Raw genomic sequence first — 12,216 nt, forward strand, 5'->3', positions numbered from 1 at the left:
CGAGGATGAGCAACCAGCGGGCCGGTGCGGCCGGCGACCCCGAGAAGGCCCGGTTTGGCCCTGGGCACCCTTCGGCGGATAGCCTTCCCGCCGTGCCGAAACCCAGCCAAACCACCGTGAGCCCGCCCCGCCCGACCGGGACCGCCGCCCTGCCGCTCGCCGAGCTGGCCGCCCGGCTGGGCCTGCCGCCCGTCGAGGGCGCCGACGTCACCGGCGTCACCCACGACTCCCGTGCGGTGCGTCCGGGCGACGTGTACGTGGCCTTCCCGGGCGCCAACCACCACGGCGCGGCCTTCGCCGGCAAGGCCGCGGAGGCCGGCGCGGTGGCCGTGCTGACCGACCCGGCGGGCGCCGAGCTGGCCGCCCCCACCGGCCTGCCGCTGCTGGTGGTGGACCGGCCGCGGGCCCGGATGGGCGAGCTGGCGGCGATCGTCTACGGCCACCCGTCCGAGCGGCTGCTGATGATCGGGCTGACCGGCACCAACGGCAAGACCACCACCTCGTACCTGGTCGAGGGCGGTCTGCGCGGCGCCGGGCGCAGCCCGGGCGTGATCGGCACCGTCGAGATGCGGGTCGGCCAGGAGCGGATCAAGAGCGAGCGCACCACCCCCGAGGCCACCGACCTGCACGCGATCCTCGGCGTGATGGCCGAGCGCGGCGCGGACGCGGTGACCATGGAGGTCTCCAGCCACGCCCTGGTCTTCGGCCGCACCGACGGGGTGACGTACGACGTCGCGCTGTTCAACAACCTCACCCCCGAGCACCTCGACTTCCACCCGGACATGGAGGACTACTTCCAGGCGAAGGCCCGGCTCTTCCAGCCCGGCAAGTCCCGCCACGGCGTGGTCAACCTGGACGACGAGTACGGCCGCCGGCTCGCCGCCGAGGCGAAGATCCCGGTGACCACCTTCTCGGCCGCCGGCGCCGCCCAGGCCGACTGGCGGGCCGTGGACGTGCAGCTCGGCCCGACCGGCTCCACCTTCCGGGTGGTCGGCCCGGACGGCGCCGAGGCGGACGCCGCCGTCCCGCTGCCCGGCCCGTTCAACGTCTCCAACGCGCTGGCCGCGATCACCGCGCTGGTCGCCGCCGGGCTGCCGCTGGAGCAGGCGGTGGCGGGCGTCGCCGCCGTCCCCGGCGTTCCGGGCCGGCTGGAGCGGGTGGACGCCGGACAGCCGTTCGTCGCCGTGGTGGACTACGCGCACAAGCCGGACGCCCTGCAGGCCGTCCTCGCCTCGCTGCGCGAGGTCACCAAGGGTCGGCTGCACGTCGTGGTCGGCTGCGGCGGCGACCGCGACCCCCACAAGCGCGGCCCGATGGGCGCCATCGCCGCCCGGCTCGCCGACACGGCCCTGCTGACCAGCGACAACCCGCGCAGCGAGGACCCGCTGGCGATCCTCGCCAGCATGCTGACCGGCGCCGCCGCGGTGCCCGAGGCCGAGCGCGGGGCCGTCCTGGTCGTCCCCGACCGGGCCGAGGCGATCGAGCTCGCGGTAGCCCGCGCCCGGGCGGGGGACACCGTGTTGGTGGCCGGCAAGGGCCATGAGCTCGGCCAGTACGTACGAAACGAGATCCGCCCCTTCGACGACCGGGAGGTGCTGTGCGAATCGATCGTGCGGACCTCGGTCGCCCGGGGCGACCGAGGAGTAGAGCAGCAGTGATCGCACTGACCCTCGCCGAGGTGGCCGCCGCTGTCGGAGGCACCCTGGACGGCGCCGCCCCGGACACCCTGGTCACCGGCCCGGTCGAGGTCGACTCGCGGAAGGTGAGCCCCGGCGGCCTGTTCGCGGCCTTCGTCGGCGAGCACGTGGACGGCCACGACTACGCCGCCACGGCGGTCGAGGCCGGCGCCGTCGCGGTGCTGGCCTCCCGCCCGGTCGGCGTGCCCGCCGTCCTGGTCGACAGTGTGGTGGAGGCGCTCGGCAGGCTGGCCCGGGCCGTGGTCGCCCGCGCCGAGGGCACCGCCGTGGTCGCGCTGACCGGCTCGGCCGGCAAGACCAGCACCAAGGACCTGATCGCCCAGCTGCTCCAGCACCGCGGCGCGACCGTCTTCCCGCCCGGCTCGCTCAACAACGAGATCGGGCACCCGATGACGGCGCTGCGGGTCGAGGAGGGCACCCGGCACCTGGTCATGGAGATGGGCGCCCGGCACAAGGGCGACATCGAGTACCTCACCTCGATCACCCCGCCGCGGATCGGCCTGGTGCTCAACGTCGGCACCGCCCACGTCGGCGAGTTCGGCTCCCAGGAGGCGATCGCCGAGGCCAAGGGCGAGCTGGTCGAGGCGCTGCCCGCCGACGGCGCCGCGATCCTCAACGCGGACGACCGGCTGGTGCGCGCGATGGCCTCTCGCACCAAGGCGAAGGTGGTCCTGTTCGGGGAGTCCCCGGACGCCGACGTCCGGGCGACCGACGTTCGCCTGGACGCCACCGGACGGCCGTCGTTCACGCTCACCACCCCGGCCGGTTCCGCGCCCGTGCAGCTGCGCCTGTACGGTGAGCACCACGTCTCGAACGCCCTCGCCGCCGCCGCGGTGGCGACGGAGCTCGGGATGACCGTCGACGACACCGCGGCAGCCCTGGGCGAGGCGGGTGCGCTGTCCCGCTGGCGCATGGAGGTCGTCGACCGGGCCGATGGTGTCACCGTCGTCAACGACGCCTACAACGCGAACCCCGACTCGATGCGGGCCGCGCTGCGGGCGCTGGTCTCGATGGGCGGCCGCGGTCCGGAGCGCCGCCGCACCTGGGCGGTGCTCGGCGAGATGCGGGAGCTCGGCGAGGAGAGCCTGGCCGAGCACGACGCCATCGGGCGGCTCGCCGTCCGGCTGGACGTCACCAAGCTGGTGGCGGTCGGCGGACGCGAGGCGGCCTGCATGGAACTCGGCGCGAGGAACGAAGGTTCGTGGGGTGAGGAGTCGGTGCTGGTGTCCGACGCGGACGCGGCGGTCGAGCTGCTGCGCAGTCAGCTGCGGCCGGGGGATGTGGTCCTGGTGAAGGCCTCCCGTTCGGTGGGGCTGGAGAAGGTGGCCGAGGCCCTCCTGGCGGACGGTGCTGTCCGATGATGAAGCAGATCCTCTTCTCCGGGATGATCGGCCTGATCCTCTCGCTGGTCGGCACGCCCGCCCTGATCAAGCTGCTCGCCCGGCAGGGCTACGGCCAGTACATCCGTGACGACGGCCCCAAGGCGCACCACAGCAAGAAGGGCACGCCCACCATGGGCGGCATCGCCTTCATCCTGGCGACCCTGATCGCGTACTTCGCGACGAAGGGGATAACGGGCGACACCCCGACCGCCTCCGGGCTGCTGGTGCTCTTCCTGACCGCGGGCCTCGGCCTGGTGGGCTTCCTGGACGACTACATCAAGGTCGTCAAGCGCCGCTCGCTCGGTCTGCGGGCCAAGGCGAAGCTGGCCGGCCAGTCCATCGTCGGTCTGGTGTTCGCGATCCTGGCGCTGCAGTTCCACGACGACCGCGGGCTCAGCCCGGCCTCCGAGAAGCTGTCCTTCGTCCGCGACTTCAGCTGGTCGATCGGCCCGGTGCTGTTCGTCATCTTCGCGTACTTCATGATCGCGGCGACCTCCAACGGCGTGAACCTGACGGACGGCCTGGACGGCCTCGCCACCGGCGCCTCGGTGATGGCCTTCGGCGCCTACACCTTCATCGGCGTCTGGGAGTACACCCAGAGCTGCGCCTACTTCATCTCCGCCACCGGCGCCTGCTACGACGTCCGCGACCCGCTGGACCTCGCGGTGGTCGCCTCCGCCCTGATGGGCTCCTGCTTCGGCTTCCTGTGGTGGAACACCTCGCCCGCCAAGATCTTCATGGGTGACACCGGCTCCCTCGCCCTCGGCGGCGCCCTGGCCGGCCTGGCGATCTGCTCGCGCACCGAGCTGCTGCTGATCATGCTCGGCGGCCTTTTCATGATCATCACCCTGTCGGTGATCATCCAGGTCGGCTCCTTCCGGATGACCGGCAAGCGCGTCTTCAAGATGGCACCACTGCAGCACCACTTCGAACTCAAGGGCTGGAGCGAGGTCCTGGTCGTGGTCCGCTTCTGGATCATCCAGGGCCTGTGCGTGGCCGTCGGCCTCGGCCTCTTCTACGCGGGATACCGGACCGGATGACGAACACCGACTTCATGAACCTGCCCGTGGTGGTCGCCGGCCTCGGCGTCTCGGGCATCAGCGCCGCGCGCGTCCTGAACGGCCTCGGCGCCCGCGTCACCGTGGTGGACGGCGGCAGTGGCGAGGGCCTCAGGGCCCGCGCCGCCGAGCTGGAGGCGCTCGGCATCGCGGTGCGCCTGGGCGACGGCGCCAGCCTGCCCGAGGGCACCGCGCTGATCGTCACCTCGCCCGGCTGGGCCCCCGACAACCCGCTGTTCGCCGCCGCCGAGGCGGCCGGGGTGCCGGTCTGGGGCGACGTCGAGCTGGCCTGGCGGCTGCGCAAGCCGCTGCCGGGCACCGGCGAGCCCGCCCCCTGGCTGGCCGTCACCGGCACCAACGGCAAGACCACCACCGTCCAGATGCTCGCCTCGATCCTCACCGCGGCCGGCAAGCGCACCGCCGCCGTCGGCAACGTCGGGGTCTCGGTGCTGGACGCGGTGCTCGCCGAGGAGCCGTACGACGTGCTCGCCGTCGAGCTCTCCAGCTACCAGCTGCACTGGGCGCCCTCGCTGCGCCCGTACTCGGCGGCCGTGCTCAACCTGGCCCCGGACCACCTCGACTGGCACGGCTCGATGGAGGCGTACGCCGCCGACAAGGGCCGGATCTACGAGGGCAACGTGGTGGCCTGCGTGTACAACCTGGCCGACCCGGCCACCGAGGCGCTGGTCATGGAGGCCGACGTCGAGGAGGGCTGCCGGGCGATCGGTTTCGGCCTCGGCGCGCCCAGCCCGTCGAACTTCGGCGTGGTGGACGGCCTGCTGGTGGACCGGGCCTTCGTCGAGGACCGGGCCAAGAACGCGGCCGAGCTGGGCTCCGTCGAGGACGTCAACCCGCCGGCCCCGCACAACATCGCCAACGCGCTCGCCGCGGCGGCGCTGGCCCGGGCCTACGGGGTCGAGCCGAAGGCCGTCCGGGAGGGCCTTCGGGCCTTCCGCCCGGACGCCCACCGGATCGCCGAGGTCGGCACCGTCCGCGAGGTCACGTACATCGACGACTCCAAGGCCACCAACACCCACGCCGCCGCGGCCTCGCTGGCCGCCTACCGGCCGATCGTCTGGATCGCCGGGGGGCTGGCCAAGGGCGCGACCTTCGACGACCTGGTCCAGGGCGCGGCCGAGCGGCTGCGCGCGGTCGTGCTGATCGGGCAGGACCGGGCGCTGATCCGGGAGGCGCTGGAGCGACACGCTCCGGATGTACCGGTGATCGAGGCGGCCGAGGGCCAGACTGGCGCGGTGGCGATGGCCGAGATCGTTCGAACGGCCGCATCGTTCGCCCGATCGGGTGACACGGTGCTGCTGGCCCCGGCGTGCGCGTCGATGGACATGTTCACCAACTACGGCGAGCGCGGCGACCTGTTCGCGGCGGCCGTCCGAGAGCTGGCGGACCCCGGGGAGTGAGCCGAAGGGCCTCGGCGAGTGAGCCGAAGGGCCGCGCCGACGCCGAAAGGGACGACCGTCGGCGTCGGATCGGAGCGGCCCGGAGGCGAACGAGCCGCATGAAGAGGAGCGGGGAGCGGTGGCGGGGCAGGGCAGGGCGGATTCCGGCGTGACGAAGCAGGACGCCGCCGAGCCGTGGCGAGTGATCTCCGCCACCACGACCAAGTACAAGTCGGCCGGTCCGCTGGGACGGCTGCGGGCCTTCCGGGCCCGCGTCCGGTACTGGTTGGACCGGCCGCTCACGCCGTACCTGCTGGTGGTCGGAACCACCCTGCTGCTGGTCGTGCTCGGCCTGATGATGGTCTTCTCGGCCTCGCAGATCCTGGCGCTGAACCAGCACCACACCGCGCAGTACTACTTCCTCAAGCAGCTGATCGCGGCCATCCTCGGCCTGGTCCTGCTGGTCGGCTTCGCCTCCGTCCCGGTGGCCGTGCTGCGGGTGATCGTCTACCCGGTGATGTTCGGCGTGATCGGCGCGCTCGCGCTGGTCGCCGTGCCCGGCATCGGGGTGCGGATCAACGGCAACCAGAACTGGCTGGACTTCGGGTTCTTCCAGTTCCAGCCCTCCGAGTTCGCCAAGCTCGCGCTGGTGCTCTGGGGCGCCGACCTGCTCGCCCGCAAGCAGAAGACCGGCACCCTCACCTCCTGGAAGCACCTGCTGGTGCCGCTGGTGCCGGGCGCCCTGCTGCTGCTCGCGCTGATCATGATCGGCGGCGACATGGGCACCTCGATGATCCTGGTGGCCATGGTGTTCGCGCTGCTGTGGATGGTCGGCGCGCCGCTGCGGCTGTTCGTGGCCACCCTCGGGGTGGCGGTCGTGGTCTGCACCGCCCTGGTGATCACCGTCCCGCACCGGGCCGAGCGCCTGGGCTGCATCGGCGTCACCAAGCTCGACCCGGAGGGCGCCTGCTTCCAGGCCCTGCACGGCGTCTACTCGTTCGCGCTGGGCGGCGGCTTCGGCACCGGCCTGGGCGCCGGCGTGGAGAAGTGGGGCCAGCTGCCCGAGGCGCACACCGACTTCATCTTCGCCGCGACCGGCGAGGAACTGGGGCTGGTGGGGACGCTGTCGGTGATCGGTCTCTTCGCGGCACTAGGCTACGCGGGTATCCGTGTGGCCATCGGTACGAAGGATCCCTTCGTCAGGTACGCCGCGGGAGCCGCCACCACCTGGATCATGGCGCAGGCCATGATCAACCTGGGGTCGGCGCTGGGACTGCTGCCCATCGCGGGCGTCCCGCTCCCGCTGTTCTCCTACGGCGGGTCCGCCATGCTGTCGGCCATGTCCGCGATCGGAGTGCTGCTGTGCCTGGCACGCAGCTCCTCGGGCGCGAAGGCGGCCCTGGCCGCCCGGAGCAAGAACTCCCGGATCAGGAAGCGACTGGCCCGGGTGCTGCCACGACGACGAACCACAGCGCGCCCGGCCCCCGGGCCGGCACGCAGGGAGCGGTGAATTTCGGTGCATGTCGTACTCGCCGGCGGGGGGACCGCCGGTCACATCGAGCCGGCCATGGCCCTCGCGGACGCCCTCCGCAGGCACGACCCGTCCATCGGGATCACCGCCCTGGGCACCGAGAAGGGGCTGGAGACCCGGCTGGTGCCCGAGCGCGGCTACCAGCTGGAGCTCATCCCGGCGGTGCCGCTGCCCCGCAAGCCCACCCCCGAGCTGATCACCGTCCCCGGGCGGCTGCGCGGGACGGTGCGGGCCGCCCAGGAGATCATCGAGCGGGTCAACGCCGACGCCGTGGTCGGCTTCGGCGGCTACGTCGCGATGCCCGCCTACCTGGCCGCCAAGCGGGCCGGGGTGCCGATCGTCGTGCACGAGGCCAACGCCCGCCCGGGCCTGGCCAACAAGATCGGCGCCCGCTACACCGACTTCGTCGCGGTCTCCACCCCCGACAGCAAGCTGCGCGACTCCCGGTACATCGGCATCCCGCTGCGCCGGACCATCGCCACCCTGGACCGCAACGCCACCCGGCCGGAGGCCCGCCAGTACTTCGGCCTCGACCAGCGGCTGCCCACCCTGCTGGTCTCCGGCGGCTCCCAGGGCGCGCGCCGGCTCAACGAGACGGTCACCGCGATCGCCCCGCGGCTGCAGCAGTACGGCGTGCAGATCCTGCACGCGGTCGGCCCGAAGAACGAGCTGCCGCAGGTCGCGGACGTCCCCGGGATGCCGCCGTACCGCCCGGTGCCGTACATCGACCGGATGGACCTCGCCTACGCGGCCGCCGACCTGATGCTCTGCCGGGCCGGCGCCATGACGGTGGCCGAGCTGGCCGCCGTCGGGCTGCCCGCCGCCTTCGTGCCGCTGCCGATCGGCAACGGCGAGCAGCGGCTGAACGCCCAGCCGATGGTCAAGGCCGGCGGCGGCCTGCTGGTCGACGACGCCGAGCTGAACCCGGACTGGGTGCTGCAGAACGTGCTGCCGGTGCTCACCGACCCGCAGCGGCTGTGGGACATGAGCCGCGCCGCCGCCGAGTTCGGCCGCCGGGACGCCGACGACCTGCTGGTCGCCATGGTGTACGAGGCGATCCAGGCCCACCGGGATGGTCGCCGCCGTGGGTGACGGCCGGCTCGCCGACCCTCCCCCAGCCTCCGGCCGGGGGTACCCCCATGAGGAGGAGGACTTCGAAGACGAGGAGTCCGCTCCCCGTCTCCGGCTCTCCCGGCGGGGCATCGTGGTGCTGAGCGTGCTCGGGGCCGCGGTGCTGGGCGTGCTGGCCTGGGTGGTGTTCTTCTCCTCGGTGCTGGACGTGCGCGATGTCGCCGTCCAGGGCACGGCGGACGAGAAGCTGACGTCGGACCAGGTCCGCGCGGCGGTCGGCGGGCTTTCCGACGGCCCGCTGGCCCGGGTCGACCTGGACGGCGTCCGGCACCGGGTGGAGACGATCCCCCGGGTGGCGAAGGCCGAGGTGTGGCGGGGCTGGCCGCACACCCTGCAGGTCAAGGTGGTGCAGCGGACCGCGGTGGCCGCCGTCAAGGGGGACGACGGCCAGTTCACCCAGGTGGATGCCGCCGGCGTGAGCTTCGCCACCGAGGCGGCTCCGCCGCAGGGCGTGCCGGTGGTGGAGCTGCGGCTCAGTCAGCCCGCGAAGGACGCGGACGGGGTGATCTCGCGGGCGCAGCTGGTGCAGGGCGCGGTGGCGGTGGCCGCCGGACTCCCGCCGGAGATCGCCAAGCGGGCCGGATCGGTCCTCGTGCACTCCTACGACGACATCGAACTGCAGCTCAGCGGGGGTGCGACGGTGCGTTGGGGGAGTCCCGAACAGACCGACCGGAAGGCCCGGGTGCTGGTGGCGCTGCTGAAGCAGAAGGGCACCCTGTTCGACGTGACGGCGCCGGAGGCGCCGGCGGTGTCGGGCTGATCCGCTAGATTCTTGCCCGAGGGAGGGGTTGACGCCTCGAAGTGTCGGCCCGACCCTTGGTGGTCACCCCGGTTTCCATTGCCGGCCGATGATCACATAGGCTCAAAAGAAAAAGGGAAGCTCGGCGTGTTCGTTGAAACACGTGCCCGGAGCCACCTAGTGTCCTGTGTCACCAGACTGTGTCCGTTGGTGATGTGACGGAGGCACAGGACTAACCCTAAAGGTCAAGTTTAGGGTTGGGGTCGGCGGTCGGCATTTCGGACATTCAGTCAGAAACCAGGCTCCCTACCCATCGACATCCGTCGGTACGGCCCACCGTCGGGCCGGGCCGACCCGGAAATTCGAGGCGAGAGGCCTTCGACGTGGCAGCACCGCAGAACTACCTCGCAGTCATCAAGGTCGTCGGAATCGGCGGCGGTGGTGTCAACGCCATCAACCGGATGATCGAGGTCGGTCTCAAGGGCGTCGAGTTCATCGCGATCAACACCGATGCGCAGGCCCTCCTCATGAGCGACGCCGACGTCAAGCTCGATGTGGGCCGTGAACTCACCCGGGGCCTCGGCGCCGGCGCCAATCCCGAGGTCGGCCGCAAGGCCGCCGAGGACCACCGCGAGGAGATCGAGGAGGTCCTCAAGGGGGCCGACATGGTCTTCGTGACCGCCGGCGAGGGCGGTGGCACGGGCACGGGCGGCGCGCCCGTCGTCGCCAACATCGCCCGCTCGCTGGGCGCCCTGACCATCGGCGTGGTCACCCGCCCCTTCACCTTCGAGGGCCGTCGCCGGGCCAACCAGGCCGAGGACGGCATCGCCGCCCTGCGCGAAGAGGTCGACACCCTCATCGTGATCCCCAACGACCGACTGCTGTCCATCTCGGACCGCCAGGTCAGCGTGCTCGACGCGTTCCGCTCGGCGGACCAGGTCCTGCTCTCCGGTGTCCAGGGCATCACCGACCTGATCACCACCCCGGGTCTGATCAACCTCGACTTCGCCGACGTCAAGTCCGTCATGTCGGACGCCGGTTCGGCGCTCATGGGCATCGGCTCGGCCCGCGGCGAGGACCGCGCCAAGGCGGCCGCCGTGATGGCGATCTCCTCGCCGCTGCTGGAGGCCTCGATCGACGGCGCCCGCGGCGTGCTGCTGTCCATCTCGGGCGGCTCCGACCTCGGCCTGTTCGAGATCAACGAGTCGGCCCAGCTGGTCAGCGAGGCCGCCCACCCCGAGGCCAACATCATCTTCGGTGCGGTCATCGACGACGCGCTCGGCGACGAGGTGCGGGTCACCGTCATCGCGGCCGGCTTCGACGGCGGCCAGCCGCCGGCGATCGTCCGCGACCCGGTGGTCAAGTCCACCACCCCAGCCGCCCCGGCCACCCCGCCGGCCGCCCCGGAGCGTCCGGCCGGCCGTCCGTCGTACGGGAGCATCGGCTCGGTGACGTCCCGCTCGGAGGGGGAGGCCCCGGCCGCCCCGTCGCGTCCCGCCGAGACCCCGGCCACCACGACCGCCTCCGCTCCGGTGCCGCCGCAGGTGCAGCCGGCCCGGCAGCCGTTCGTGGAGAGCCCGGCAGAGGAGCTCGACGTCCCGGACTTCCTTAAGTGATCGATCACGCGGTCCGCGCGGGTGCTCACTTCGCCTTCACCGATCGGTGGGGCGGGGTGAGCACTTCGCCGTACGGGGAGCTCAACCTCGGTGGCGCGGTCGGGGACGACCCGGAGGCGGTCCGGGAGAACCGGGCGATCGCGGCCCGGGAGCTGGGGCTGAACCCGGCCGACGTGGTCTGGATGAACCAGGTGCACGGCGCCGAGGTGGCCGTGGTGACGGAGCGCCAGCCGCTGGGGGAGGCCCCGACGGTGGACGCGGTGGTCACCGACCGGCCGCTCGCGCTCGCGGTGCTGACCGCGGACTGCACCCCGGTGCTGCTGGCCGACCCGGTGGCGGGCGTGGTGGGCGCGGCCCACGCGGGCCGACCCGGACTGGCGGCCGGAGTGGTGACCGCGGCCGTCGAGGCGATGGTCGGACTGGGGGCCGAGCCGGCGCGGATCACCGCCGCCACCGGCCCCGCGGTCTGCGGCCGCTGCTACGAGGTGCCGGCCGGGCTGCGCGCCGAGGTCGCCGAGGTCGTCCCGGCGGCCTTCGCCGAGACCTCCTGGGGGACCCCGGCGCTGGACGTGCCGGAGGGAGTCGCGGCCCAGCTGGCCGCGGCGGGGGTCACCGAGCTGGTGCGGTCACCGGTCTGCACCCTCGAATCCGCCGATCACTTCTCCTATCGTCGCGAGCAGCGCACGGGCCGGCTCGCGAGCTACGTCTGGTTGGGCTCTGATCACTGATGACGAACGACATCTACGGACCGTTCCCGGGGAGCAGCGAGTTCGCGGCGGCGCTGACGGAGGGCCAGCGCGCCCGGTACGAGGAGCTCGGGACCAATCTCGAGGTGGTCGAGCGCCGGATCGCGGACGCCTGTGCGGCCGTCGGACGTCCGCGCGAGGACGTCACCCTGATCGTCGTCACCAAGACCTACCCGGCCGAGGACACCGCGCTGCTGGCCGGACTGGGGGTGACGGACGTCGCGGAGAACCGCGACCAGGACGCCGCGCCCAAGGCGGAGCAGTGCAGAAACCTTCCTCTTGACTGGCACTTCGTCGGGCAGCTGCAGACCAACAAGGTCCGCTCGGTCGTTCGGTACGCGAACCACGTGCACTCGGTGGACCGGCTGCGGCTGGTCGAGTCGCTCTCGGCGGCCGTGCTCAAGTCCGGCCGCCCCGAGCTGGGTTGCCTGGTGCAGGTGGCGCTGGACAAGGAGCACGGTGAAGGCGAGCACCGGGCCGGGGTCGCCCCGGAGGACGTCGCGGAACTCGCCGACGCGATCGCCGACACGCCCGGGCTCCGCCTGGACGGTGTGATGACCGTCGCTCCGCTGGCCGGTCCGCTGGCCGGAGACCCGGCTCGCGCCTTCGATCGGCTGGCGGAAATCGCAACCGCCGTACGGGCGGCCCATCCGGCTGCCACCATGGTCTCCGCAGGGATGAGCGGTGACCTTGAGCAGGCGATTGCCGCCGGGGCGACACACGTGCGCGTCGGAACGGCGGTACTCGGAGTGAGGTCACCCCTCAGGTAACGTCACCGAGTAAGTAGATCAGACTGCAGGACAAAATAGGACAGAAACTAGCAGCTTTCAGAAGCGCTAGCCAACCGTGGATCGCAGCTCCGCGGCCCCCAACCCAGAACTCTGACGGCGCGTCGCCTTGACGAGCCGTCGTGGGCGGA

At 72.3% G+C, this 12,216-nt stretch carries 10 protein-coding genes; all 10 read left to right on the forward strand.

The annotated features are described in order from the left end of the window. The first annotated feature begins 5 nt into the window (after positions 1 to 5). The 10 genes from O1G21_RS27890 to O1G21_RS27935 all read left to right on the forward strand — a co-directional run bounded on the left by O1G21_RS27890 (position 6) and on the right by O1G21_RS27935 (position 12,067). Positions 6 to 1,658, forward strand: a complete 1,653-nt coding sequence (locus tag O1G21_RS27890) for a UDP-N-acetylmuramoyl-L-alanyl-D-glutamate--2,6-diaminopimelate ligase (RefSeq protein ID WP_405000721.1) — start codon at positions 6 to 8, stop codon at positions 1,656 to 1,658. Beyond that, a complete protein-coding gene (locus O1G21_RS27895; RefSeq protein WP_270147514.1) occupies positions 1,655 to 3,058 on the forward strand; it encodes a UDP-N-acetylmuramoyl-tripeptide--D-alanyl-D-alanine ligase in 1,404 nt (467 codons plus the stop codon). Before O1G21_RS27890 ends, O1G21_RS27895 begins: the two co-directional genes overlap by 4 nt. Next, positions 3,058 to 4,119 (forward strand): phospho-N-acetylmuramoyl-pentapeptide-transferase, encoded by a 1,062-nt coding sequence (mraY, locus tag O1G21_RS27900; protein ID WP_270151300.1) that lies wholly within the window; start codon positions 3,058 to 3,060, stop codon positions 4,117 to 4,119. The genes O1G21_RS27895 and mraY overlap by 1 nt, the downstream gene beginning before the upstream one ends. Then, complete coding sequence (gene murD / locus O1G21_RS27905; protein WP_270147516.1) at positions 4,116 to 5,555, forward strand: UDP-N-acetylmuramoyl-L-alanine--D-glutamate ligase; 1,440 nt, start codon at positions 4,116 to 4,118, stop codon at positions 5,553 to 5,555. The genes mraY and murD overlap by 4 nt, the downstream gene beginning before the upstream one ends. Before the next feature lie 148 nt (positions 5,556 to 5,703). Further along, positions 5,704 to 7,044 (forward strand): putative lipid II flippase FtsW, encoded by a 1,341-nt coding sequence (ftsW, locus tag O1G21_RS27910; RefSeq protein WP_405000722.1) that lies wholly within the window; start codon positions 5,704 to 5,706, stop codon positions 7,042 to 7,044. A gap of 6 nt (positions 7,045 to 7,050) precedes the next feature. Further along, positions 7,051 to 8,157 (forward strand): undecaprenyldiphospho-muramoylpentapeptide beta-N-acetylglucosaminyltransferase, encoded by a 1,107-nt coding sequence (murG, locus tag O1G21_RS27915; RefSeq protein WP_270147518.1) that lies wholly within the window; start codon positions 7,051 to 7,053, stop codon positions 8,155 to 8,157. Further along, on the forward strand, positions 8,138 to 8,956 hold the full coding sequence (locus O1G21_RS27920; RefSeq protein WP_270147519.1) for a cell division protein FtsQ/DivIB: 819 nt from the start codon (positions 8,138 to 8,140) through the stop codon (positions 8,954 to 8,956). The genes murG and O1G21_RS27920 overlap by 20 nt, the downstream gene beginning before the upstream one ends. Before the next feature lie 362 nt (positions 8,957 to 9,318). Continuing rightward, positions 9,319 to 10,551 (forward strand): cell division protein FtsZ, encoded by a 1,233-nt coding sequence (gene ftsZ / locus O1G21_RS27925; protein ID WP_270147521.1) that lies wholly within the window; start codon positions 9,319 to 9,321, stop codon positions 10,549 to 10,551. Further along, positions 10,548 to 11,279: a peptidoglycan editing factor PgeF gene (gene pgeF, locus O1G21_RS27930; RefSeq protein ID WP_270147522.1), complete on the forward strand. Its 732-nt coding sequence runs from the start codon at positions 10,548 to 10,550 to the stop codon at positions 11,277 to 11,279. The genes ftsZ and pgeF overlap by 4 nt, the downstream gene beginning before the upstream one ends. After that, complete coding sequence (locus O1G21_RS27935; RefSeq protein WP_270147524.1) at positions 11,279 to 12,067, forward strand: YggS family pyridoxal phosphate-dependent enzyme; 789 nt, start codon at positions 11,279 to 11,281, stop codon at positions 12,065 to 12,067. Before pgeF ends, O1G21_RS27935 begins: the two co-directional genes overlap by 1 nt. Positions 12,068 to 12,216: the final 149 nt, after the last annotated feature.

Origin of the sequence: Kitasatospora cathayae (assembly GCF_027627435.1) — a bacterium.
GTDB classification, from domain to species: Bacteria; Actinomycetota; Actinomycetes; order Streptomycetales; family Streptomycetaceae; genus Kitasatospora; species Kitasatospora cathayae.